This is a genomic window from Pseudoalteromonas sp. SS15 (genome assembly GCF_049257195.1).
GTDB lineage: Bacteria > Pseudomonadota > Gammaproteobacteria > Enterobacterales > Alteromonadaceae > Pseudoalteromonas.
Genome location: NZ_JBMMUD010000002.1, coordinates 405,436 through 428,157, shown reverse-complemented (window position 1 = coordinate 428,157; position 22,722 = coordinate 405,436). Strand labels below are relative to the sequence as shown.

Annotated in this window: 26 protein-coding genes and 1 riboswitch; of the genes, 21 read left to right on the top strand and 5 right to left on the bottom strand. The window is 42.2% G+C overall.

What is annotated here, in order from left to right; translation table 11 throughout:
* Positions 1-7: 7 nt before the first annotated feature.
* Genes AAEU28_RS06240 through AAEU28_RS06230 form a run of 3 tightly spaced genes read right to left on the bottom strand, consistent with a single transcriptional unit; the run spans position 8 to position 2,342 of the window.
* Positions 8-637 (bottom strand): peptidylprolyl isomerase, encoded by a 630-nt coding sequence (locus tag AAEU28_RS06240; protein ID WP_349285495.1) that lies wholly within the window; start codon positions 635-637, stop codon positions 8-10.
* Positions 638-639: 2 nt separating this feature from the next.
* The gene (locus tag AAEU28_RS06235) at positions 640-1,191 is read right to left on the bottom strand and encodes a YajG family lipoprotein (RefSeq protein WP_421963366.1); all 552 of its coding nucleotides are present in this window, start codon (positions 1,189-1,191) and stop codon (positions 640-642) included.
* Between the two features lie 2 nt (positions 1,192-1,193).
* On the bottom strand, positions 1,194-2,342 hold the full coding sequence (locus AAEU28_RS06230; RefSeq protein ID WP_421963365.1) for a methyltransferase: 1,149 nt from the start codon (positions 2,340-2,342) through the stop codon (positions 1,194-1,196).
* A gap of 40 nt (positions 2,343-2,382) precedes the next feature.
* Between AAEU28_RS06230 and AAEU28_RS06225 the strand changes: the two genes are divergently transcribed.
* The 21 genes from AAEU28_RS06225 to ung all read left to right on the top strand — a co-directional run bounded on the left by AAEU28_RS06225 (position 2,383) and on the right by ung (position 20,985).
* Positions 2,383-2,970, top strand: a complete 588-nt coding sequence (locus AAEU28_RS06225; protein WP_421963364.1) for an alpha-ketoglutarate-dependent dioxygenase AlkB family protein — start codon at positions 2,383-2,385, stop codon at positions 2,968-2,970.
* 49 nt (positions 2,971-3,019) lie between these two features.
* Positions 3,020-3,334, top strand: coding sequence for a BolA family protein (locus AAEU28_RS06220; protein ID WP_421963363.1), 315 nt, complete (start codon positions 3,020-3,022; stop codon positions 3,332-3,334).
* Positions 3,335-3,461: 127 nt separating this feature from the next.
* The gene (fabV, locus tag AAEU28_RS06215) at positions 3,462-4,652 is read left to right on the top strand and encodes an enoyl-ACP reductase FabV (RefSeq protein ID WP_421963362.1); all 1,191 of its coding nucleotides are present in this window, start codon (positions 3,462-3,464) and stop codon (positions 4,650-4,652) included.
* A gap of 390 nt (positions 4,653-5,042) precedes the next feature.
* Entirely contained in the window at positions 5,043-6,386 is a 1,344-nt protein-coding gene (locus AAEU28_RS06210; RefSeq protein ID WP_058031652.1) for a Na(+)-translocating NADH-quinone reductase subunit A, read from the top strand.
* A gap of 4 nt (positions 6,387-6,390) precedes the next feature.
* Positions 6,391-7,590, top strand: a complete 1,200-nt coding sequence (locus tag AAEU28_RS06205; RefSeq protein ID WP_058030889.1) for an NADH:ubiquinone reductase (Na(+)-transporting) subunit B — start codon at positions 6,391-6,393, stop codon at positions 7,588-7,590.
* Entirely contained in the window at positions 7,583-8,329 is a 747-nt protein-coding gene (locus AAEU28_RS06200; RefSeq protein ID WP_421963361.1) for a Na(+)-translocating NADH-quinone reductase subunit C, read from the top strand. Before AAEU28_RS06205 ends, AAEU28_RS06200 begins: the two co-directional genes overlap by 8 nt.
* A complete protein-coding gene (locus AAEU28_RS06195) occupies positions 8,329-8,961 on the top strand; it encodes an NADH:ubiquinone reductase (Na(+)-transporting) subunit D (RefSeq protein ID WP_058030887.1) in 633 nt (210 codons plus the stop codon). Before AAEU28_RS06200 ends, AAEU28_RS06195 begins: the two co-directional genes overlap by 1 nt.
* A gap of 10 nt (positions 8,962-8,971) precedes the next feature.
* Positions 8,972-9,580 (top strand): NADH:ubiquinone reductase (Na(+)-transporting) subunit E, encoded by a 609-nt coding sequence (gene nqrE / locus AAEU28_RS06190; RefSeq protein ID WP_058030886.1) that lies wholly within the window; start codon positions 8,972-8,974, stop codon positions 9,578-9,580.
* A gap of 17 nt (positions 9,581-9,597) precedes the next feature.
* Complete coding sequence (nqrF, locus tag AAEU28_RS06185; RefSeq protein WP_421963360.1) at positions 9,598-10,824, top strand: NADH:ubiquinone reductase (Na(+)-transporting) subunit F; 1,227 nt, start codon at positions 9,598-9,600, stop codon at positions 10,822-10,824.
* A gap of 92 nt (positions 10,825-10,916) precedes the next feature.
* Positions 10,917-11,936: an FAD:protein FMN transferase gene (locus tag AAEU28_RS06180; RefSeq protein WP_421963359.1), complete on the top strand. Its 1,020-nt coding sequence runs from the start codon at positions 10,917-10,919 to the stop codon at positions 11,934-11,936.
* A gap of 123 nt (positions 11,937-12,059) precedes the next feature.
* Positions 12,060-12,272, top strand: coding sequence for a (Na+)-NQR maturation NqrM (gene nqrM, locus AAEU28_RS06175; RefSeq protein ID WP_058030883.1), 213 nt, complete (start codon positions 12,060-12,062; stop codon positions 12,270-12,272).
* A gap of 67 nt (positions 12,273-12,339) precedes the next feature.
* The gene (locus AAEU28_RS06170; RefSeq protein WP_421963358.1) at positions 12,340-12,942 is read left to right on the top strand and encodes a histidine phosphatase family protein; all 603 of its coding nucleotides are present in this window, start codon (positions 12,340-12,342) and stop codon (positions 12,940-12,942) included.
* A gap of 11 nt (positions 12,943-12,953) precedes the next feature.
* Positions 12,954-13,075, top strand: a riboswitch (cobalamin riboswitch).
* 86 nt (positions 13,076-13,161) lie between these two features.
* Positions 13,162-13,977 (top strand): ABC transporter ATP-binding protein, encoded by an 816-nt coding sequence (locus tag AAEU28_RS06165; protein WP_421963357.1) that lies wholly within the window; start codon positions 13,162-13,164, stop codon positions 13,975-13,977.
* Positions 13,978-13,985: 8 nt separating this feature from the next.
* The gene (locus tag AAEU28_RS06160; RefSeq protein WP_421963356.1) at positions 13,986-14,963 is read left to right on the top strand and encodes a FecCD family ABC transporter permease; all 978 of its coding nucleotides are present in this window, start codon (positions 13,986-13,988) and stop codon (positions 14,961-14,963) included.
* Between the two features lie 3 nt (positions 14,964-14,966).
* Positions 14,967-16,028, top strand: coding sequence for a nicotinate-nucleotide--dimethylbenzimidazole phosphoribosyltransferase (gene cobT / locus AAEU28_RS06155; RefSeq protein WP_421963355.1), 1,062 nt, complete (start codon positions 14,967-14,969; stop codon positions 16,026-16,028).
* A 1-nt stretch (position 16,029) separates the two neighbouring features.
* The gene (locus AAEU28_RS06150; protein WP_421963354.1) at positions 16,030-16,803 is read left to right on the top strand and encodes an adenosylcobinamide-GDP ribazoletransferase; all 774 of its coding nucleotides are present in this window, start codon (positions 16,030-16,032) and stop codon (positions 16,801-16,803) included.
* A 19-nt stretch (positions 16,804-16,822) separates the two neighbouring features.
* Positions 16,823-17,356: a bifunctional adenosylcobinamide kinase/adenosylcobinamide-phosphate guanylyltransferase gene (gene cobU, locus AAEU28_RS06145; RefSeq protein ID WP_421963353.1), complete on the top strand. Its 534-nt coding sequence runs from the start codon at positions 16,823-16,825 to the stop codon at positions 17,354-17,356.
* A 9-nt stretch (positions 17,357-17,365) separates the two neighbouring features.
* Positions 17,366-18,838 (top strand): cobyric acid synthase, encoded by a 1,473-nt coding sequence (locus AAEU28_RS06140; RefSeq protein WP_421963487.1) that lies wholly within the window; start codon positions 17,366-17,368, stop codon positions 18,836-18,838.
* A gap of 10 nt (positions 18,839-18,848) precedes the next feature.
* Positions 18,849-19,442 carry a cob(I)yrinic acid a,c-diamide adenosyltransferase gene (cobO, locus tag AAEU28_RS06135; RefSeq protein ID WP_421963352.1) on the top strand — a complete coding sequence of 198 codons (594 nt, stop codon included), beginning with the start codon at positions 18,849-18,851 and terminating at the stop codon, positions 19,440-19,442.
* Positions 19,442-20,326, top strand: a complete 885-nt coding sequence (locus AAEU28_RS06130) for a cobalamin-binding protein (RefSeq protein ID WP_421963351.1) — start codon at positions 19,442-19,444, stop codon at positions 20,324-20,326. Before cobO ends, AAEU28_RS06130 begins: the two co-directional genes overlap by 1 nt.
* Positions 20,326-20,985 (top strand): uracil-DNA glycosylase, encoded by a 660-nt coding sequence (gene ung, locus AAEU28_RS06125; protein ID WP_421963350.1) that lies wholly within the window; start codon positions 20,326-20,328, stop codon positions 20,983-20,985. The genes AAEU28_RS06130 and ung overlap by 1 nt, the downstream gene beginning before the upstream one ends.
* Positions 20,986-21,029: 44 nt before the next feature.
* On the opposite strand, the gene AAEU28_RS06120 is transcribed toward ung, so the two are convergent.
* Positions 21,030-21,221, bottom strand: coding sequence for a DUF3545 family protein (locus tag AAEU28_RS06120; protein WP_058030874.1), 192 nt, complete (start codon positions 21,219-21,221; stop codon positions 21,030-21,032).
* A gap of 500 nt (positions 21,222-21,721) precedes the next feature.
* Positions 21,722-22,672 carry a transaldolase gene (gene tal, locus AAEU28_RS06115; protein WP_421963349.1) on the bottom strand — a complete coding sequence of 317 codons (951 nt, stop codon included), beginning with the start codon at positions 22,670-22,672 and terminating at the stop codon, positions 21,722-21,724.
* Between the last annotated feature and the right edge of the window lie 50 nt (positions 22,673-22,722).

The window sequence follows — 22,722 nt, the reverse complement described above, 5'->3', positions numbered from 1 at the left end:
CCGTCAATTAAAGAGCTTCGGCTTTTAGGATCTCAACTTGATAGATCATCACAGGCTTTTTAGGCACGAAATCGTAGCCGATTTTTTCATTAAATCCGGTTTCTACTTGTGTGATTTTATCTAGCGTTTCATAGCCTTCCATAACATTACCAAACACAGCAAACCCCCAGCCTCTGCCTGGGTTTAAATGGTCGTTGTCTTTCATGTTGAAAAAAAACTGACGAGTAGCGGTATGAGGCTCGTTATCTTGATACGCCATGGCAATGGTATACATGTCATTCTTTAAACCATTACCACTTTCGTTGAAAATAGGCTTACGTTGGAACAAACCATCATAGTCTTTGTCATAGCCACCGCCTTGGATCACAAAAAATTCGTCGATCTCTGAGTATTGATCTTTTTCAATACGGTGAAAGACAGAGTTTTTGTAATCACCATTGACTACATAAGTCAGGAAGTTATTTACAGTAAGCGGTGAGCGTGATCTGTCTAGTTCGACAATAATATCCCCTTCACTGGTAATTATTTTTACTCGTGGAAACAGGTTATTCTTTTGAACAAATCTGCCTTCTTTATTACTCGCAAAGGCATGACTACTCATGCAGATAATGAATAGGGTGATAAGTAACTTTTTCATGATTATCCTTTGAAGAAGTTAATTAAAGCAGGATCTGAGACAATACGGGTAATCACTTGCTCACTCAGTTCATTAAGTTGGCCTTCAACTTTAGCTTGCTCATGCTTTAGTGGACCTGTCATTTGAGCCTTACCTGAATAAGTTTTTTCGAATGTACGCGTACCTTGCGTTGCTAACACTTTAATTTTAGCAACGGCATTACTTTCATGTTGTGTATAAGATTCTGTTACTTTTGAATGAAAAGAATCAATGTGTAGTGTTAACGTGTTACTACCCATTGAAGTGAGCTGTGCGCCATTGGTTTTAAGGGCTTGCTCAAACGCCATTTTTACCCGTTTGCTTAACTCGGCATCTGGTAGGTACTCAGCAGGCTCTTGATCGATCACCTTAATTGTGAATTTACTGATCCTATGGTCTTCGACCGCTAAGGTTACTGGTACATTAAAGTCGGCTACTTTGCCTGCTTTGTATACCGGATTTAAGATCACAGATTTTGGTTGGCTGGCACAACCTGCCAGCAACATGCCACACAATACAAGTGCAATTTTTTTCATTTTTAGCCTCTCTTTGTGGTGCTTAGCACAGTAAATTTTTTATTGTTACCAATGACTTTACAGTTTCCGAACAAGCGGAGCAATTTTTCTTGATAATCTAAATGGCGATTACCAATAATACGTAATTCACCGCCGGGTCTGAGCGTTTGCTTTGCCTGTACAAACATCTGCCACGCAATATGATCTGTGATTGCTTGTGCTTGGTGAAATGGCGGGTTACACAAAACCAAGTCTGCACTGTTGGGTGCAAAATCAGTCAAACAATCATCTTGAACAAACTCACAATCTTGCAAGCGCTCAGGTAAGTTGTTCTCGATATTTGCTTTGGCACTAGCCACAGCCATGGCCGACTCATCAACAAAAGTGATTTTAGCATTTGGCATTTTTGCTAATGTTTGTAAGCCGATAACACCATTTCCACAGCCTAAATCAATCACCCTTAACGGTTTCTTACCCTGAGGTAAATAATTGCTAAAAAAACGCGCGCCAATATCGAGGGAATCGCGAGAAAATACGTTGGCGTGATTTAAAATAGTGAAATCAGTTTTTTCCAAAGGCCAACTCACTGGAAACTTACAAGTCTGCTTTTTATGTTTGGTTTGGCTAAAAATTAGGCGTGATTTTTTAACCGCTAAACTGGTCGAAGGCTCAGCAATAAAATGGCTGAAGCTTTTTAATGTAGATGTATGGATTTCTTTCGCTTTACCGGCAGCGATCACTTGCACATCATTCTCAAACTGACTGAGTAAGCTTAATTGGTACTGCAAAAAGCCAGCATTTTTTGGGATTTTGATAAGAATAAGGTCAACGTCGCTCGGTAAATCTGAGAGACTATCGAGTAATACAGTTTGACGACTTTCTAACTCGTTTTCTTCAAGATTATAAAGGCATGCTTGCTGACTGACATAAGAGTCATTAAAACTGGTCACTTTGCGAGAATTTTGCGTATCTAAAGCATGTAATGCACAGCTTAAGGCGCCAAAGCCATCGTTTAATACCAAAATATGTTGCGCGTTGACATATTCGTTTTGAATATGTTCGATTAAATACTCATCGGCTGAGTCCCACGCTTGTAGGCTTCTGTTTTTTTGATCTAGGGGAAATCGATGTAAAGTTAGCGAGTGGCCGCCCAATACAGCTTCAGTCGTCATAGTTTTTTATAAGTAGTCATTTTATGAGGTGAATAATAGCATGACATCAAAACTCACTAAACCAGAGTTACCCGTGGGGTTTGCTTATTTTCCAAATTTGATTTCATTTCAAAAAGGGCTCGACTTGTATGAACACCTAACTGGTGATTTGCAGTGGCAACAACCCAGTATTCAAGTTTTTGGTAAGTGTCATCCTATTCCTCGTTTGCAGAGCTTTGTGGCAGATGAAGGGGTACATTATGCCTACTCAAACCATACATTAGCTAATCAATGCTGGACGAAACCTTTGGCTGCGATGCGCAGTAAACTACAGAGCCACTATAATCAGCCATTTAATGCCTTATTGTTGAATTGGTATCGAGATGGTCATGACACTATGGGGTGGCATAGTGATGATGAGGTTGAGTTAGGCGCTGAGCCTTTAATCATTTCAATTTCTTTAGGTGCTGCACGTAAATTTAAGATCAAACATAAAACGACAGGTCAGCAATGGGAGTTAATGCTTGAGCACGGTAGTTGTTTAGTGATGTCGGGTAACAGTCAGCAACTTTTTCAACACTCATTACCTAAACAAAGCAAAGTAAAAGGTGGTCGTATCAACCTGACATTTAGAAGTATTGTTAAATAATCCTATCTCGGTATAGTAGCCACAATTGAAAAATGCAGAGTTTATATTCATGTCAATGCAATCTCAGATCGAAGAAAAAATCGCTGCGGCAATCGCTTGCAAGCATTTAAATGTCATAAATGAAAGCCATATGCACAGCCGTGGCGAAGAGTCTCATTTTAAAGTAATTGTGGTCAGTGAAGAGTTTGCGGGTAAGCGCCTATTACCGCGCCATAGACAAATCAATGAAATTCTAAAAGTTGAATTAGCAGAACATATTCACGCTTTGTCTATCCATGCCTATACACCTGATGAGTATTCAGAACAGCATGGGCAAATACCTGAGTCACCAAAGTGTTTAGGTGGCTCGAAATTCGATAAATAGTCAAAATTAGGTTTAAGCAAGGCTTTTATCATCGAATTAAGTCTAATTTTATAGCTGATCAGACCTGTATTTTTAAGATCAGCCTTTAAACTACGCTCCGTAAATTTAAATAAAGATAGGAATCATCATGGTCATTAAGCCGAAAATTCGTGGTTTTATTTGTACCAATGCACATCCAGCTGGTTGTGCCGCTCACGTTCAAGAGCAAATCGATTATGTAAAAGCACAAGGGCAATTAGAAAACGGCCCTAAAAACGTACTTGTAATTGGTGCATCAACGGGTTACGGCCTCGCTTCTCGTATTACAGCAGCGTTTGGCTCTGGTGCAAAAACTCTGGGTGTTTTCTTCGAAAAAGAAGGTACTGAGAAAAAGCCAGCTTCAGCAGGTTGGTATAACACGGCAGCTTTCCAAAACGCAGCAGAAGCGGCGGGCCTTTGGTCTAAGAATATCAACGGCGATGCGTTCTCTGATGAGCTTAAAGCTAAAACTGTTGAAACGATTAAAGCTGAAATGGGCAAAGTGGATTTAGTAATTTACAGCCTTGCATCTCCGCGTCGTACTGATCCTAAAACAGGTGAAACGCATTCATCGGTGCTTAAGCCTATCGGTCAAGACATCACAACGAAGAACTTAAATACCTCTAAGCGTATTATCGATTCTGTAAGCGTAGAAGCTGCGAATGAAGATGAAATCGCTAACACAGTTAAAGTGATGGGCGGTGAAGATTGGGAACTTTGGATCAATGCATTAAAAGATGCGGACGTATTAGCTGAAGGTTTTAAAACAAGTGCTTACACCTATATTGGTAAAGAACTAACTTGGCCAATCTATGGTCACGCTACAATCGGCAAAGCAAAAGAAGACTTAGATCGCGCAACGGTAGCAATCCGTGAAGCGACAGCTGATCTAAAAGGTGAAGCGTATGTTTCTTCTCTTAACGCTGTTGTGACACAAGCAAGCTCTGCTATTCCAATCATGCCGCTATATATCTCAGCTTTATTTAAAGTGACTAAGGCTGATGGTACTTACGAAGGTACAATTGAGCAGATCCATGGTCTATTTAACGAAAACCTTTACGGTGCAACACCACGCTTTGACGATGGTGGCCACCTATTCCAAAACTACAAAGAGCTAGAAGACGACGTACAGGCGCGTATTCAGCATATTTGGGATACGGTTGATACGGACACCATTGATGAGTTAACAGACTATGTTGGCTACCACAATGAATTCTTAAAACTGTTTGGTTTCGGTGTAGATGGTGTTGACTACGAGCAAGACGTAGACACAGTTGTTGAAATTAACAACTTAGTTTAATCACTCCAACTCAATTCTTTCTAAAGGCCAGCTTTGCTGGCCTTTGTCGTTTTATAAGTCTCTTTTAACAAGTTTGCTTAACAACTTTGTTGAAAATAGAAAAACTTTCAGAGTTTTTTTCAGCAACTGGACTTTGGTCTAAATTGAACTAAATTCAATCTATTTTATGGCCGAAAACACCTTGTAAATATAGATTAATTTCATAATTCCACTCGCATAGTGGGGGTTATTAATGTTAAAATCACAGAAATATGTGAGGACTCGTCCGCAAGGTGTTAGTTATGGATTGTTTTACTGTTTGGGTTCGCCAAATGTTTAATGGTCTCGTTCTAGATCTTGTGGCAAAAAAAGATTTTTCAATTTCTTTCCGTTAATGTAATGCAAGTGCGTATGATCAACATAAAAAAAGGTCTGGACTTACCAATAGAGGGCGCACCTCAGCAAGTAATTCATGATGGCGTAGCTGTCAAACGAGTTGCCGTGCTAGGTGAAGAATATATCGGTATGCGTCCAACCATGCATGTTCGCGTGGATGACCAAGTCAAAAAAGGCCAAGTTCTTTTTGAAGACAAAAAGAACCCAGGCGTCAAGTTCACTGCACCAGCTTCTGGTGTAGTTAAAGAAATTAACCGTGGTGCTAAGCGTGTTCTTCAATCTATCGTGATTGAAGTACAAGGCAACGAGCAGGTTACTTTTGAAAAGGTGGCGGCTGCTGATTTAAGCAACCTAGACCGTGAAAAAGTAAAAGAAGTGCTTGTTGAATCTGGTCAATGGCCAGCGCTACGTGCTCGTCCATTCAGCCGAGTGGCAGCACTAGATGCAACTGCAAGTTCAATCTTTGTGACTGCAATCGACACAAATCCATTAGCTGCAGATCCAGCTGTGATCATTGCTGAAAACGTTGAAGCGTTTGAAGCGGGTCTTGCTGTAGTATCTCGCTTAACTGATGGCAAAGTGTTTGTATGTAAGCAAGCAGGAAGCACTGTTCCAAGTTCTTCACTTTCTCAAGTTGAAGTTCATGAGTTCGGTGGTAAACACCCTGCAGGTTTAGTAGGTACTCACATCCATCACCTAGATCCAGTATCTGAAAACAAGCAGGTATGGCATTTAGGTTACCAAGATGTGATTGCATTCGGTAAGTTATTCCTTACTGGTGAAATCTACTCTGACCGTGTAGTTGCTTTAGCGGGTCCTCGCGTTAAGAATCCTCGCTTAGTTAAAACACAAGTTGGCGCTTCTCTAACTGATTTAGTTGCAGGTGAGCTTGAAGACGGTGATAACCGAGTCATTTCTGGCTCTGTGTTAGCTGGTAAAACAGCAACCGGCCCTCACGCTTTCCTAGGTCGCTACCATACTCAAGTATCAGTATTACTTGAAGGTCGCGAGAAAGAACTATTTGGTTGGATTGCTCCAGGTAGCAACAAATTCTCTGTAACACGTACATTTATCTCACACTTAGCACCGAGCCGTTTGTTCAATATGACAACGTCTACAGGTGGTTCTAAGCGTGCAATGGTACCAATCGGTAACTATGAGCGTGTTATGCCACTCGACATTCTACCTACACCACTACTTCGTGACTTAATTGCACGTGATTTAGATAGTGCGATTGCGTTAGGTGCATTAGAGCTAGATGAAGAAGATTTAGCACTGTGTACTTTCGTATGTCCAGGTAAGTATGAGTACGGCGCAATCTTACGTGATTGCCTGACTACTATCGAGAAGGAAGGTTAATCCCATGGCCTTAAAGAAATTTCTAGAAGATATCGAGCCGCATTTTGAACCTGGCGGTAAGCATGAAAAATGGTATGCCCTGTATGAAGCAGTCGCAACCGTTTTCTACACTCCAGGTTATGTAAACAAAGGTGGCACGCACGTTCGTGATAACATCGACCTAAAACGTATTATGATTTTAGTGTGGATGGCGACATTCCCTGCAATGTTCTTTGGTATGTTCAACATCGGTCACCAAGCTGCACTAGCAATTGGTAATGGTTTTGAAATTGCTAACACTTGGCAGGCAGCTATTTTCCAAGCATTAGGTGGTGAACTAACAGCACAATCAGGTATTGGTGCTAAGTTCTTCTACGGTGCATGTTTCTTCCTACCAATCTATGCGACGGTATTTATCGTTGGTGGTTTCTGGGAAGTATTATTCGCTTCAATCCGTAAGCACGAAGTTAACGAAGGTTTCTTCGTAACGTCTGTATTATTTGCATTGATCCTTCCTTCTACTATTCCATTATGGCAAGCCGCGTTAGGTATTACTTTTGGTGTTGTAGTTGCAAAAGAAGTATTCGGTGGTACAGGTCGTAACTTCCTTAACCCAGCATTAGCAGGCCGTGCGTTCTTATTCTTCGCATACCCAGCTGATATCTCGGGTGATACGGTTTGGACTGCAGTTGATTCATTCACAGGCGCAACAAACCTAGGCCTAGCGGCGCAAGGTGCACTTGATTACAACAACATGGCACTTTGGTGGGATGCTTTCTATGGCTTCGTACAAGGTTCTATGGGTGAAGTTTCAACGCTAGCACTAATGATTGGTGGTTTGTTCCTAATTTATGTTCGTATTGCGTCATGGCGTATCGTGCTAGGTGTATTCCTAGGTATGGTAGTGATGTCTCTACTTCTTAACATGATTGGTTCTGAAACTAACCCTGCATTTGCTATGCCTTGGCACTGGCACTTAGTACTAGGTGGTTTTGCATTCGGTATGTTCTTTATGGCGACTGACCCAGTTTCTGCGTCTTTCACAAATAAAGGTAAATTCGCATACGGTGCACTTATCGGTGTAATGGTTGTTCTGGTTCGTGTAGTTAACCCTGCATACCCAGAAGGTATGATGTTAGCAATTCTATTCGCTAACCTATTTGCACCATTATTCGACCACTTCGTTGTACAGTCTAACGTTAAGAGGAGATTGGCACGTGTCTAGTAACAATGAAACTATTGGCAAAACGCTAGGCGTTGTTGTTGGCCTATGTTTAGTATGTGCAGTTGTTGTTTCTATGGCATCTGTTCAATTACGCCCACTACAACAAGCAAACAAAACTCAAGACGTGCAACGCAACATTCTTGCTGCAGCAGGTATTGAAAGTTCAGCAGATGTTTTCAAAACTTTCAACGAAAACATCGAAGCACGCGTTGTTGATATGAAAACGGGTGAGTTTGTTGATACAGATCCAAACTCTTTCGACTTCGAATCAACTAAGTTCGATGCAAAGCGCAGTGTGAAGCTTGAAAAAGCGCAAGATAAAGCCGGTGTTCAGCGTATGACGACTGAATCTCCAGTTTACTTCGCTAAAGATGCTAACGGTAAAGTAGACACTATCATTCTACCAATCCAAGGTTACGGCCTTTGGGGTATTATGTATGGTTTCTTAGCACTAGATGCTGATACTAAGACTGTTAAAGCAATTAACTTCTACAAGCACAATGAAACACCGGGTCTTGGTGGTGAAATCCAAAACCCACGTTGGACGTCTATGTTCGAAGGTAAAAAGCTACCTCTTGATATCGTAAAAGGTACTGCTGGTAACAACGAACACAAAGTAGATGGTCTTTCTGGTGCGACATTAACATCTGTAGGTGTTGATAACACGGTTGACTTCTGGACAGGCGACAAAGCGTTCGGTCCATTCCTTGCGAACGTACGTAAAGGAGCATTGAACTAATGGCAAATGCAAAAGAAATGAAAGAAGTCTTGTTTGGCCCTGTTTTTGCGAACAACCCAATTGCGCTTCAAGTACTTGGTATTTGTTCTGCACTAGCAGTGACATCAAGCCTTAAGAATGCACTTATCATGTCAATCGCTCTGACATTAGTATGTGCTTTCTCAAGCTTATTTATCTCTATGATCCGTAACCACATCCCATCAAGCGTTCGTATCATCGTTCAGATGACTATCATCGCTTCATTGGTAATTGTGGTAGACCAAACGCTTCAAGCGTTTGTATATGCAACAGCGAAAGAGCTTTCGGTATTCGTTGGTCTAATCATTACTAACTGTATCGTAATGGGTCGCGCAGAAGCATACGCAATGAAGACACCTCCACTGATGTCATTCCTTGATGGTATCGGTAACGGTTTAGGTTACTCAGTAGTGCTTCTAACTGTTGCGTTCATTCGTGAGCTAGGTGGTTCAGGTACATTATTTGGTATCGAAATTTTACCACTTATTTCTGAAGGTGGTTGGTACCAGCCTATGGGTCTATTAATCCTACCGCCAAGCTCGTTCTTCATCATTGGTTTCTTCATCTGGGTACTTCGTACTTATAAGAAAGACCAAGTAGAAGCGAAGGCATAAGGAGAGAGAGATGGAACAATATATCAATTTATTCGTTAAAGCGGTTTTCATTGAAAACTTAGCGTTATCTTTCTTCCTAGGTATGTGTACTTTCCTTGCTGTATCTAAGAAAGTAACTACATCAATGGGTCTAGGTGTTGCAGTAATCTTCGTTCTTGGTGTTGCTGTTCCAGTAAACCAACTAGTTTACTCTGCAATCTTAGCGCCAGGTGCACTAGAGTGGTTAGGCTTCCCTGAAGCTGACTTAAGCTTCCTTAAGTTCCTAACTTTCATCGGTGTAATCGCAGCACTTGTACAGATCCTTGAGATGACTCTAGACAAGTTCTTCCCTGCGCTTTACAACGCACTAGGCATCTTCTTACCACTAATCACTGTAAACTGTGCGATTTTCGGTGCAGTAGCATTCATGGTTGAGCGTAACCTGAACTTTGGTGAGTCAGTGGTATTTGGTTTAGGCTCAGGTGTAGGTTGGGCACTAGCAATCGTATTACTTGCTGGTATCCGTGAGAAGATGAAGTATTCAGACGTACCAGATGGTCTTCGTGGTTTAGGTATTACCTTCATCACTGTAGGTCTAATGGGTCTTGGCTTCATGTCATTCTCTGGTATTTCACTTTAATTTAGCGAGGAAAAATCATGCTTGAGGTATATTTAGGCGTAGGGATGTTCATCGCTATCGTTGTAATGCTTGTATTGATCATCATTGCAGCGAAGTCGAAGCTTGTACCAAGCGGTGACATCACAATCAGCATTAACGGTGACCCTGAAAAGGCAGTTACTTCAGCACCAGGTGGTAAACTACTAGGTGCACTAGCAGACGCTGGTATCTTCATTTCATCTGCTTGTGGCGGTGGTGGTTCTTGTGGCCAGTGTACCGTTCACGTTAAAGCGGGTGGTGGTGATATCCTGCCAACTGAGCTTGACCATATTTCAAAAGGTGAAGCGCGTGAAGGTTGTCGTCTAGCGTGTCAGGTTGCAGTTAAAACTGACATGGAAATCGAAGTAGAAGAAGAAATCTTCGGTGTTAAGAAGTGGGAATGTACAGTTATCTCTAACGATAACAAAGCGACATTCATCAAAGAGCTTAAGCTTGCTATCCCTGATGGTGAGGTTGTACCTTTCCGTGCAGGTGGTTATATCCAAATCGAAGCGCCAGCTCACCACGTTAAATACGCTGACTTCGATATTCCTGAAGAATATCGTGCAGATTGGGAGCGTTTTGGCTTCTTCAATCTTGAGTCTAAAGTTGACGACGAAACGATCCGTGCATACTCAATGGCTAACTACCCAGAAGAGTATGGCATCATCATGCTTAACGTACGTATCGCGACTCCGCCGCCAAACAACCTAAGCCTACCATGTGGTAAGATGTCATCGTTCATCTGGTCACTTAAAGAAGGTGATAAAGTGACTATTTCTGGTCCATTCGGTGAATTCTTCGCGAAAGACACTGATGCAGAAATGGTATTCGTAGGTGGTGGTGCTGGTATGGCGCCAATGCGTTCACACATCTTCGATCAGCTTAAGCGTCTTAACTCAGACCGTAAGATGTCTTTCTGGTACGGTGCACGTTCTAAGCGTGAGATGTTCTATGTTGAAGATTTCGATGGCCTAGCAGCTGAAAACGAAAACTTTGAGTGGCACGTAGCACTTTCTGATCCTCAACCAGAGGACAACTGGGAAGGTTACACGGGCTTCATCCATAATGTTCTTTTAGAAAACTACCTGAAAGACCATGAAGCGCCAGAAGATTGTGAGTTCTACATGTGTGGTCCTCCAATGATGAACGCGGCTGTAATCAATATGCTTAAAGATTTAGGTGTTGAAGACGAAAACATCTTACTAGATGACTTCGGTGGCTAAATCAGCGTTATCTCAGTGAACACTTCACTGAAATAAGATAGACTTAAACCCCAAGCAATAAGCTTGGGGTTTTTTTTGGGATAGAGAAAAGTATGAAGAAACTAGTAGGCATTTTTGTATTACTGTTAACAGTTATTTTAAGTGGCTGTTTTGACAATAAGGAAGATATTCAACCTATTGTGATCCACGGGAAAACAATGGGGACCACTTATACAATAAAAACTTTTCCAACAGAAACGTCATTGACGGCTGAGGCGCTAAAAGCAGACGTAGACACTCTTTTAGTAGCTGTGAATCAGTCTATGTCGCCTTGGGTTAAAAATTCTGAAATCAATCAGTTTAATGCCTTAGCTGCAAATACATTTATGCCAATCAGTGACGACTTTAAAGCTGTTGTAATTGAATCTGTTCGTTTAGGCAGATCAACAGAAACTCTTGATGTTACTATGGGACCTCTTATTGATCTTTGGGGCTTTGGTATTGATAAAAGACCTACAAAGACACCAACTTCAGAACAAATTAATGAAGTAAAACAAACCATAGGCGTTGATAAACTAATTTTAACTGATGAAGGGCTAGCTAAAACCATCGAAGGGTTAGAATTGTCATTTTCTGCAACTGCAAAAGGTTATGGTATCGATAAAGTTGCAGAATTACTCGAGAGTAAAGGGATGACCAATTATATGGTTGAAATTGGTGGAGAACTCAGAATTGCTGGACGAAAAGCACTAGATCAACCATGGCGTATAGCTATTGAACAACCTGATGCACCGATTGGTAAACGTGAAGTTCATCGGTTACTTGCTGAGCTAGGTAATATGGGCATGGCAACTTCAGGCGATTACCGTATTTTCTATGAAATGGATGGCGAGACTTATACGCACTTGATTGATCCTGCGACAGGTAAACCAGTTAAGCACGATTTAGTATCAGTGACGGTTTTACATCCTTCTGCAATGACTGCTGATGGCTTGGCCACAGCACTGACTGTCATGGGCACAGAACGAGCAAAAGCTTACGCAGAAGAGCACAATTTAGCTGTATATTTAATTAGTAAAAGTAATGAAGGGTTAGTGACCTATTCAAGCCCGGCTTTTGCGCCTTATTTGTAAATAAGGCAATTTTGATTAATTAGTCGAAATAGTACACTAAGCGCGTTATAATGACGGCTGTTTAAATGCCGTCATTTGGTTCAGATATACTGAGCCGTTAAACTGTTTTTAAGGGGCCTGTGCATGTCACTATTTTTCCTAACTTTTGGGTTACTTATTTTAATTGTTGCAGCCATGGCTGTCGGTGTAATCGTGCAAAAGAAATCTATGGCAAGCAGCTGTGGCGGTTTAGGCGCGGTTGGTATTGAAAAGTCATGTGATTGCGATGATCCCTGTGACCGACGTAAAAAGCGTATGGCAAAAGAACAAGCTTGGAAAGAGAATCAGATTCTTTAAGTTAAACTAAGCAAGTTTTCTAGAATTAAATGCGAGCAAAAGCTCGCATTTTTGATCTGAGGCTAAAATGACTAAAACTTGGTATTTCCTAAGGCACGGGAAACCAGTTACTACTGGCATTCTAACTGGTTCTCAAACTGACGTTGCAGTGTCTGAGCTAGGGTTAGCAGCAATGGAATCTGCTTTACCAAAAACAGTTCAATTTGATACCTGTATTTCTTCCCCAATGCAGCGTTGTCTGAGTTTTGCGAAAAAGCAATCTAGGCAAGCAAGCTTACCACTAGTAATAGCAAAGCAGCTTCAAGAAATGGATTTTGGGTATTGGGATGGTCGAACTTATGAGTGGCTTTGGGAGAACACAAAGAATCCAAGTATAGGTGAATTTTGGCAGGCACCTTGGCAACATACGCCGCCAAATGGAGAGTCCCTTTACGCGTTTAGGTATCGTGTCAGACAATGGTGGGAGACAGAACTATCAACCCGGCATACAACACACAACCTAGTGGTGACTCATGCCGGTGTGATCAAACAAATTTTAGCTGAAGTCCTTAACTTACCTTTAGATTCTCTGTCCTCTATTAATAGTTTAGAAGTTGGCTATGCTACATTGGTGAAGATAGAAGTTTACTTTGATGAAGCACATAAGCCGTGGCCTAAAGTTGTGTTTTAGCCATCTAGACTTCATAATACGGTTTTTCTGATTAATCTTGGGAATAAGCTGAAACTGCTTAACTGTCCCCGCAACTGTGAAGTGCATTAAAATGCACAAAGTCAGATACCAAGGTCAGAAAAATCCTCTTGAGCGGGCGTACTCAAGAGCACACAATTTTAGCCGTAATTCGGTTAGGACTGTGCGTTTGTGTCTGCCCAACAGTTAGTAAGGGTACGAATGCAATCAGCTTGTCAGCACTCTGAATTTGCTCTGCAAGTTTCAAACTTAGATTTGGTGCTAGATAACCATCAAATATTACAAAACATCTCTTTCGATGTAACTGAAGGGCAGTTTATTGGTTTATTGGGTCCTAATGGGGCTGGTAAATCATCGCTGCTTCGTTGCCTTTACCGTTTTTTTATCCCTTCAAACGGACAAATAACCCTTTTTAACAAAGCGATTTCAAGCTTCTCGCATAACGAATATGCCCAGCAAGTTGCAGTGGTTCTGCAAGAAATGCCTGAGCATTTTAATCTATCGCTTTATGATGTGGTTGCAATGGGTGTAACACCTCATAAAAGTTTATTTTCACCATTAAATAAAGCCGATCATGAACTAATCGCAAAGTCTATTGAACAGGTTGGTCTGGCACACAAAATCAACGAGGCATTTGCTCACCTTTCTGGTGGTGAAAAACAAAGGGCATTGATCGCTAAAGCCATGGCACAAAAACCTAGGCTATTGATCATGGATGAACCAACCAGTCACTTGGATGTGAAATACCAAATACAAATTATGGAGCTTGCCAAAGCAATGGGGATCACAGTGATCGCTTCTTTCCATGATTTAAATCTTGCGGCAGCTATGAGTGATAGCCTGCTGGTGCTACAACAGGGTGAGTTATATAAAAGTGGAGCGCCAAGCGATGTGCTAGATGCGCAACTGCTCAGTGATGTATTTGATGTCTGTGCTGAGGTCTCGCAAGTACCTTGCCCGTATAGAGACAAAACCCATATTCCTCATATCCGCTACCACTTTGGGTATCAACTATGAAGCCGCTTATGTCGCTGTTAATTTTGCTTTTAAGCTGCTTTTTTAGTGCTTTAGTTGCTATTAAGCATGGCGCGATTGATATTAATGCGAGTGCTGTTTGGCAAACTTTATTTGCTTATGATGCTAATGCCTTTGAGCAAAAAATTGTTATGGAACTGCGTATTCCCAGAGTGATTTTGGCATTTGTTGCTGGCAGTGGTTTGGCGTTGGCGGGCATTATTTTGCAAACAGTGACCCGTAATCCTTTGGCAGATCCCTATCTATTTGGTATTTCATCAGGCGCGTCATTTGGCGTCGTGTTACTCATTACATTTACTGGCATCACAGCTGGCTGGGCGATGTCAGGGGCGGCGTTTTTAGGCAGTGCGTTGGCAATGACCTTATTGTTGCTGATTGCCTATGGACAAAGGGCGAGGCAGGTAGAAGCGATGTTACTCGCCGGTGTCGCCTTGTCTTTCTTATTTAGTGCATTTACCAGTTTGCTGTTGTATTGGAGTGATCCACAAGCAGTGAGTGCCATTATGTTTTGGAACTTAGGTAGCTTTAGTCGTGCTGATTGGCAATGGTTGTGGTTGCCCTGTTCAATTGTATTACTGTGTATGGCTTGTATGCTGTTGTTTAGGCGAGGTTTAAACGCATTATTACTGGGTGACGAAAGCGCTGCGACCTTAGGTATTCAGGTGGCTAAGTTACGTTTAGGCATGTTGCTATTGAGCTCATTGCTGACCGCTGTATTGGTTGCTATGTGCGGTGGCATTGGCTTTGTCGGGTTAATGATCCCGCATTTGGTACGTTTTTTCATTTCACAGGCAACTTCAATTGGCCTGTTGTGTACTGCTTTAAGTGGTGGGTTGATGATGATATGGGTAGATCTATTTGCCCGTACTATTCTTGATAATCAAGAGCTTCCGATTGGTGTTATCACTGCTGCGATAGGCAGTGTGTTCTTTTTAACTTTACTGACTCTCAAACAAAAAAGGCCTTAGCGTATGTTCTCAGTTAAAGCACTTGATACGCGTTCTCGCGAATTTATCGAAAAAAAAATAGACCTGAAAACTAAGCCTTTGGGTGCGTTAGGTGAGCTAGAGACATTGGCTAAACAGCTGGTGACTATTTTCTCTCAAGGTATCGAGCCTGAGCAGCTTTTAGTATTTAGGCCACAAATCAGCAAACCGACTCTAACAGTCTTTGCAGGCGATCACGGTATTGCTGCTAAAGGTGTCTCTATCGCGCCTAGTGAAGTAACAGGCCAAATGGTAGCGAATTTCGCGTCAGGAGGCGCAGCAATTAATGTTTTCAGCAAACAATTAGGGTGGCAACTCGAGATAGTAGATTGCGGTATTCTAGGTGAACCCGATCAGGCCTTAGGTGTTATGTCACAGCGTTTGGGATCAGTCACGCGTTCATTTGATGAATGTGAAGCGCTAACCCAAGCTCAAGAAGCGCAAGGTTTTGAGTTTGCTAAGAAGCTTGTTTATAAACAATATCAACAAGGCTGTAATACTTTTGCATTTGGTGAGATGGGCATTGGCAATACCAGTGTAGCATCGGCTATTTTTAGTGCGTTGAGTGGGCTCTCTGCTGAATACACGGTTGGGCTTGGCACGGGTGTATCAAACGAAGTGGTAGATAAAAAAGTTGAGTTGATTAATACCGCGCTTAACTTACATCGAGATAAACTTAACGACCCGCATGCAATCTTACGTTGTTTGGGTGGGTTTGAGATCTGTCAAATGGTCGGCGCCATGTTGGCTGTTGCTGAGTTACAGCAGGTTATTGTTGTCGATGGCTTTATTGCAACGGCCGCGGCATTACTGGCTATTCGTATTGAGCCAAACTGTCAAAGCTATATGGTGTTTGCCCATTGCTCTTCTGAGCAAGCACACCTGCAAATGTTAAATTCAATTAATGCTAAGCCGTTATTGAATCTAGGTCTTAGACTGGGCGAAGGGACAGGGGCGGCATTGAGCTTACCTTTGCTACAAAGTGCTCTGGCGTTTTATAACGACATGAATAGTTTTGATGACGCAAATGTCACGAAAGTTGTTTAACATGAATAAGCAACACTTTTTATTGGCGGTGAGCTTTTTAACTCGCGTGCCTGTGCATTTTAAACAAGAGATTGAAGACAATGCACTCAGTGAAGCCAGTGGCTATTTTGCCTTAGTTGGTTTGTTGTTGGGTTTTGCCTTGGCTGTTGTATATGGCGTTGCGTCTTGGATTTTTCCGCCAAGCGTTGCTGTGATCCTCACCCTTGCTCTGGGTATTTTAATTACTGGCGCATTTCATGAAGATGGTTTTGCCGATGTTTGGGACGGTTTTGGTGGCGGTTGGACTGTCTCGCAAAAATTGTCGATTATGAAAGACAGTCGCCTAGGTACATATGGTGCCAGCGCACTTATTTTATTACTGTTATTAAAGTTTCAACTACTGAGCCTACTTAGTACTAGCTTTACACAAGTATTGTGTGCACTGGTTTTAGGCCATACTCTAGGTCGTGCAGTGGCGACGAGCATCATTGGTAAGCTTGCTTATGTGCAAGAAGATGCCCAATCAAAAGTAAAGCCAGTCGCCATGTCGCTCTCTTCTAACGCAAAAGATCACCTCGCTTTAACCTCATTGTGTACTTTATTTCTGCTTTGGCTTTTTACACCATTGTCATTCATTGACGTGGTTATTTTAGTCGTCGCCTTATTTGTCACTCGTCAATTGTGTATAAGCTGGTTTAAGCAGCAACTCGGTGGGTATACAGGAGATTGCTTAGGCGCTGCACAACAATGCTGTGAAATCATGATTTATTTAACTTTAGTGGCGCTCTGGGTGTAATGAAGGCAAGTGATTAGCTATGACTCAAAATAACATTCATCTCATTTTAGGTGGCGCGCGTTCTGGCAAAAGTAGTTTCGCCGAACAAACGGCGTTGGATTTATATACTTCAGGCAAAGTCAGCAAACTTGTATATATCGCCACGGCAGAAGTTAAAGATACTGAAATGGCTCAGCGCGTATCACATCATCGCGACACAAGAGATAAACGCTGGCAAGTGATTGAAGAGCCATGGCACCTAGCCGACACATTACAAAAATTTGGTGGCGACACCTGCGTATTAATCGACTGTTTAACCTTATGGCTCACACATGGGTTATGTGAAAAATCAGAGTCTGAATTACAAGTACAAAAGCAGCGTTTGCTCGAGGCATTACAACATACACGAGCATCTGTTTTGCTAGTCAGCAATGAAGTAGGTCATGGCATAGTGCCCCTCGGCGAGTTAAGCCGAGTGTTTGTCGACCAGTCTGGCTGGTTAAATCAAGATATCGCTAAAGTTGCGCAGCGTGTTGACTTTATCATGGCTGGCTGCCCGTTAAGGATTAAATAAGTGACGAAGATAAAAACATTAATGGTGCAGGGCACCACATCTGATGCGGGTAAAAGTACCTTGGTTGCGGGGTTATGCCGCGTGCTTGCTAGGCAAGGGGTTAAGGTTGCGCCGTTTAAACCTCAGAATATGGCACTCAATAGTGCGGTGACGCCTTGTGGCGGCGAAATAGGCCGTGCTCAAGCGCTACAAGCCATCGCTGCGAAACAGCCTTTAAGTACTGATTTTAATCCTATTTTACTCAAGCCCAATAGTGATACCGGTGCGCAAGTTATTATTCATGGCCGCGCCATAAGCAATATGGAAGCGGCAAAATACCATGACTATAAAAAAGTTGCGATGCAGGCTGTGCTCGAATCGCATCAAAGATTAGCGTCTGATTTTGATGCCATTATGGTGGAAGGCGCGGGAAGTCCTGCGGAAATTAATCTGCGAGAGAACGATATCGCTAACATGGGGTTTGCTTGTGAAGTAGATTGCCCTGTGATCATCATTGCTGACATTGATAAAGGCGGAGTGTTCGCACACCTTGTCGGTACTTTAATGTTACTCAGTGAATATGAGCAGTCATTAGTGCGAGGCTTTGTGATCAACCGTTTTCGTGGCGATATTGCTTTGTTGCAATCGGGTCTTGATTGGCTCGAAGAAAAAACGGGAAAACCTGTGTTAGGTGTGTTGCCCTACATGCATGGCTTAAACATCGACGCTGAAGATGCCGTCGCAATGGATAACGTCGTGACTGACAAACAACTCACGGTCAGTGTGTTGTTACTGCCACACATTAGTAACCACACTGACTTTGATAGCCTGCGGTTAAACCCTCAAATCGATTTGCGTTATGTAAAACATACCGAGCAAATCGGACAAACTGATCTGATTATTATCCCGGGCAGTAAAAACGTCATCAACGACTTGGCTTTCTTACAGACGCAAACATGGCAAACCGAAATACAGCATCACTTACGTTATGGCGGTAAGGTACTTGGCGTGTGCGGCGGTTTACAAATGTTGGGTCAACGAATTTGTGACCCCGATGCCATAGAAAGTTCACAATCTGAAATTGCAGGGTTGGGGTTAGCTGAGTTTGAAACTCAGCTTACGCAAACCAAAACCCTGACTCAAGTGCAGGGTAAGTGCGTTATCAACCAGCAAAGCGTGGACATTAAAGGCTATGAAATTCACTGCGGACAAAGTCGCGGTCCCGCCCTTGAAAAGCCATTTATGTATTTTACTGACCATCCACAGGGCTTCTTGCAAGATGGTTTTATATCTGAGGATAATCAAGTTGTTGGTACTTACTTACATGGTTTGTTCGATGAGCCGAAAGCGGCTGAAGCCATTTTAAACTGGGCGAGTAATGGCAAGCTAACAGAAACGAATTTTAGTCTAGATGAGCATCGTGAAAAACAGCTAGAGTGGCTGGCTGATGAATGTGAAGCGCATTTAGATATGAACAAAATTAAAGCATTAATCAATTTATAGGGTGTGAATTATGAGCGAACAAGATAGACATCAACAGAGGCAACAAAAAGTCAAAGAGAAGGTTGATGAAAAGGTTGCCGCTGCCAATATCGAAAAGGGCATTTTTCAGGTCATCACAGGTAATGGCAAGGGGAAATCGACGTCTGGTTTTGGGGTTGTGACGCGTTGTGTCGGTCACGGTCAAAATGCTGCGGTAGCTCAGTTTATTAAAGGTATGTGGGACTGCGGTGAGCGTAACTTACTTGAGAAAGTAGGTGTACCTTTTGCAGTAATGAAAACCGGCTTTACCTGGGAAACACAAAACCGTGAAACAGACACAGCAGCAGCGATTGAGACATGGCAGCAAGCTAAAAAGTGGTTAGCAGACGAAAGCATAGATTTAGTGTTACTAGACGAGTTGACCTACATGGTGAGCTATGATTATTTAGATTTAGATGAAGTGATCAGCGCCATCGAAAATCGTCCAAAAATGCAGTCTGTGATCGTGACAGGTCGAGGTGCACACCGTCGTTTAACCGAGCTTGCTGACACAGTGAGTGAAGTGCGAAACGTGAAGCATGCTTTTGAATCAGGCGTTAAAGCACTGAAAGGATTCGATTACTGATGTGGCTAAAAAGGACTTTATTCATCATCTTTTTGCTGCTCACAAGTCAATATGTAGCAGCAAATCAATCACAAAATGCGTCTCAACCAGATACTCAACATAAGGCACAACGCATTGTGGCTTTAGCGCCACACATCGTTGAAAACTTATTTGCCATAGGTGCGGGCGATAAAATTGTCGGCACTGTTGAATATGCAGATTATCCAGAGCAAGCCCTTGATATCCCAAGAATTGGTGGTTATCACGGTATTCAACTTGAGAAGTTATTAGCTTTAAAACCAGATTTGGTGATCGCATGGCAAACAGGTAATAAAAAAGCCGATCTTGAAAAGCTCGAGCAGCTAGGTATTAAAGTGGTTTATAGCGAAACCAATGACCTCACTAAAGTATCAGAGCAACTGACAGAGTTTGGTGAGCTAACAGGTCATCAAGCACAGGCCAAGAGAGTGGCTAAGGAGTTTGATGCGCGTTTAGCTAAGTTACAAAGCCAATATCAAGACGCAAAGTCGCTGGATGTATTCTATCAACTTTGGCCTGAGCCTATGATGAGTGTGAATAAAAACACCATGATCCATCAGGTATTATCAATTTGCCAAGTGAATAATGTGTTTGCTCACAGTCGAGCTGATTACCCGCAAATTAGTATCGAAAATGTGCTTAAGTTTAAACCACAAATAATCGTATTACCTGAAGAGAAAACAAAGAAAGACGTGCAGCATACTAATTGGCAAAACTGGCCTCAGATCCCAGCTGTCGAACATCAGCAGTTTATTAGAGTCAATGCCGATCTATTACACCGTTTTAGTGTGCGAGCGCTCGATGGGGTTGCTGACTTATGTGGTAAACTGTCACAATCTCGCCGTTACTATCAAGAGCAATCATAATGAAGACTTGGTCAGACTTTATCGCTGAACAAAGCCAGCAAACCTACCTTAAAGATACACTAGAATATGTCGCTCAAAAGCGCACTGAAGGCGTGACGATATTTCCTCCCGAGCAACAGGTATTTTCAGCATTCGATGCCACGCCATTTGAGCAGATCAAAGTGGTCATTTTAGGGCAAGACCCTTATCACGGGCCAGATCAAGCTCATGGCTTATGCTTTTCTGTGTTACCAGGTATTAAGCCACCTCCATCATTGGCAAATATGTATAAAGAGCTAGTGCAGGACATAGAAGGGTTTAGTATCCCTGATCATGGTTATTTAATGCCATGGGCAGAGCAAGGTGTGTTATTACTTAATACCGTATTGACGGTTGAACAAGGACAAGCACATTCTCACAAACATCTAGGTTGGGAAAAGTTCACCGATAAGGTGATTGACGAAATTAACCAACATAGCGAAGGTGTGGTGTTTTTATTATGGGGGGCTCACGCCCAGAAGAAGGGTAAGAACATTGATAAAACGCGTCATCATGTTTTGCATGCGCCGCATCCATCTCCCCTGTCAGCGCACAGAGGATTCTTTGGCTGTAAGCACTTTTCAAAGACTAATGAGTTACTGACTAGTTTGGGTAAAACGCCTATCAACTGGCAAGTATAAATGCTCTTTAATAACGAAAAATGGCTCCCGAAGGAGCCATTTTTTTAAATTAAATCTAGTTCTTCTAGATCTAAGTTGTCTGCAAAATAATCGAGATCTTGTAGCTCTTTACGAAGACGTTGTTTGTCTTTAAAGGCTTCAATTTCGCGCCATTTTCGTTTTTGTTTTTTTGAAGAGGTGCGTTTTGTTGTTTCAGGACTTTCTAATACTGCAATGATATCGTCTAGGCTATCCATGATGTTCTCCCATTGATTATTGACCTCAAATGACGGTTTTACGTCAGCTCTGTATATTTGATATACGTTCCGAGCAACTTCGGTATATCATAACTCGCTTAAAAATAAAACAACTATGTGTTGCTTTTGTTACAGTAAGGTAACAGTTTGATGAAGATGAAACGCGGGGGAACATAGGGCGTGCTTATCTTTGAGGTATGAATTTTGTTCAAATCAAAGGCTTTCAATACGCGAAATGAGCTACGAAGCATAATGGGTTATGTAAGTGGCGAATGACAAAGTAGTGGAAGCCTTTGGTTGAACTCTTCGAGCAGCGTGAGTTGAACATTTATTCGTCGTTATCGGCTAACTTACATAGAATAACTATGCTACGCAGCCTCTGCCTGGCCTAAATATCCAACTCACAGCTGCAAAAGCATACAACAAAGGTCAGCACGCCCTCGCTTCAGGCATAAAAAAACGCCGCATAATGCGGCGTTTATATTGAATATGTTTATTAATTATAGCGCTTTAAAACGCGCTTCTAGCGTTTCTTGCGCTTCAGCAAAAGCACGAATACCTTCAGCAAGCTTTTCAGTGGCCATCGCATCTTGATTATGCTGCCAGCGGAATTGCGCTTCGGTTAATGGCGCAGGCTTAGCTTGTACTTCATAGTCGTTTTCAAGTAAGTACTCTTGTGCGTCAGTCAGCTCACCAAGCTCTTCAAGCAGTGCAGGGCTAATGGTTAGCTTGTCACAACCCGTTAAAGCAATGATTTCACCAGTATTTCTGAAGCTTGCACCCATTACCACAGTGTTATAACCGTGCTGCTTGTAGAACGAGTAGATGCTGCGAACAGATTGCACACCAGGGTCTTGTAGTGGATCAGTTGGTTTTTCTAAGCCGTTAGCAACGTGCCAGTCAAGAATACGACCCACAAATGGTGAGATAAGGAAAACATTGGCATCAGCACATGCTCGGGCTTGTGCACTGCTAAATAATAGCGTTAGGTTACACTTAATACCTTCTTTCTCTAACTGTTCAGCTGCTTTGATACCTTCCCAAGTTGATGCAATCTTAATTAAGATTTTGTCTTGGCTGATACCTTGCTCTTTATACAGTGCAAGTAAGGTTTTAGCTTTTGCAATTGTCGCTTCGGTATCAAAAGATAAACGCGCATCAACTTCAGTTGAAATGTAACCTGGGACAATATTGGCAATCTCTTTACCAATTAATACGGCAAAGTAATCACACGCTAATTCGACTTGTTTGTCTGCGTCAGACTCGTTCGCTTTTGCGTAATCCCAAGCTTGCGTTAAATAGGCTTGATAGGCTGGCATTTCAGCTGCTTTTAAAAGCAGTGAAGGGTTAGTGGTTGCATCTTCTGGTTGATGTTTACGAATGGCTTCAATGTCGCCCGTGTCGGCAACGATTGATGAATGCTGTTTTAGCCTATCTAGTGCTGATGTCATTATGTTTCCTCATTCCTCTTACAGCTTATGGGCAAACTCTACTTCTCCTA

Bases quoted from the DNA above. Each gene is read 5' to 3' on its own strand.
- AAEU28_RS06160 (WP_421963356.1), top strand. From the start codon at position 13,986: ATGTCGCTGTTAATTTTGCTTTTAAGCTGCTTTTTTAGTGCTTTAGTT.
- AAEU28_RS06170 (WP_421963358.1), top strand. From the start codon at position 12,340: ATGACTAAAACTTGGTATTTCCTAAGGCACGGGAAACCAGTTACTACT.
- nqrE (WP_058030886.1), top strand. From the start codon at position 8,972: ATGGAACAATATATCAATTTATTCGTTAAAGCGGTTTTCATTGAAAAC.
- AAEU28_RS06235 (WP_421963366.1), bottom strand. From the start codon at position 1,191: ATGAAAAAAATTGCACTTGTATTGTGTGGCATGTTGCTGGCAGGTTGT.
- AAEU28_RS06220 (WP_421963363.1), top strand. From the start codon at position 3,020: ATGTCAATGCAATCTCAGATCGAAGAAAAAATCGCTGCGGCAATCGCT.
- nqrM (WP_058030883.1), top strand. From the start codon at position 12,060: ATGTCACTATTTTTCCTAACTTTTGGGTTACTTATTTTAATTGTTGCA.
- AAEU28_RS06180 (WP_421963359.1), top strand. From the start codon at position 10,917: ATGAAGAAACTAGTAGGCATTTTTGTATTACTGTTAACAGTTATTTTA.
- AAEU28_RS06195 (WP_058030887.1), top strand. From the start codon at position 8,329: ATGGCAAATGCAAAAGAAATGAAAGAAGTCTTGTTTGGCCCTGTTTTT.
- tal (WP_421963349.1), bottom strand. From the start codon at position 22,672: ATGACATCAGCACTAGATAGGCTAAAACAGCATTCATCAATCGTTGCC.
- AAEU28_RS06205 (WP_058030889.1), top strand. From the start codon at position 6,391: ATGGCCTTAAAGAAATTTCTAGAAGATATCGAGCCGCATTTTGAACCT.
- AAEU28_RS06240 (WP_349285495.1), bottom strand. From the start codon at position 637: ATGAAAAAGTTACTTATCACCCTATTCATTATCTGCATGAGTAGTCAT.
- cobO (WP_421963352.1), top strand. From the start codon at position 18,849: ATGAGCGAACAAGATAGACATCAACAGAGGCAACAAAAAGTCAAAGAG.
- AAEU28_RS06230 (WP_421963365.1), bottom strand. From the start codon at position 2,342: ATGACGACTGAAGCTGTATTGGGCGGCCACTCGCTAACTTTACATCGA.
- AAEU28_RS06150 (WP_421963354.1), top strand. From the start codon at position 16,030: ATGAATAAGCAACACTTTTTATTGGCGGTGAGCTTTTTAACTCGCGTG.
- AAEU28_RS06165 (WP_421963357.1), top strand. From the start codon at position 13,162: ATGCAATCAGCTTGTCAGCACTCTGAATTTGCTCTGCAAGTTTCAAAC.
- ung (WP_421963350.1), top strand. From the start codon at position 20,326: ATGAAGACTTGGTCAGACTTTATCGCTGAACAAAGCCAGCAAACCTAC.
- nqrF (WP_421963360.1), top strand. From the start codon at position 9,598: ATGCTTGAGGTATATTTAGGCGTAGGGATGTTCATCGCTATCGTTGTA.
- AAEU28_RS06225 (WP_421963364.1), top strand. From the start codon at position 2,383: ATGACATCAAAACTCACTAAACCAGAGTTACCCGTGGGGTTTGCTTAT.
- AAEU28_RS06120 (WP_058030874.1), bottom strand. From the start codon at position 21,221: ATGGATAGCCTAGACGATATCATTGCAGTATTAGAAAGTCCTGAAACA.
- AAEU28_RS06130 (WP_421963351.1), top strand. From the start codon at position 19,442: ATGTGGCTAAAAAGGACTTTATTCATCATCTTTTTGCTGCTCACAAGT.
- cobT (WP_421963355.1), top strand. From the start codon at position 14,967: ATGTTCTCAGTTAAAGCACTTGATACGCGTTCTCGCGAATTTATCGAA.
- fabV (WP_421963362.1), top strand. From the start codon at position 3,462: ATGGTCATTAAGCCGAAAATTCGTGGTTTTATTTGTACCAATGCACAT.
- AAEU28_RS06210 (WP_058031652.1), top strand. From the start codon at position 5,043: ATGATCAACATAAAAAAAGGTCTGGACTTACCAATAGAGGGCGCACCT.
- cobU (WP_421963353.1), top strand. From the start codon at position 16,823: ATGACTCAAAATAACATTCATCTCATTTTAGGTGGCGCGCGTTCTGGC.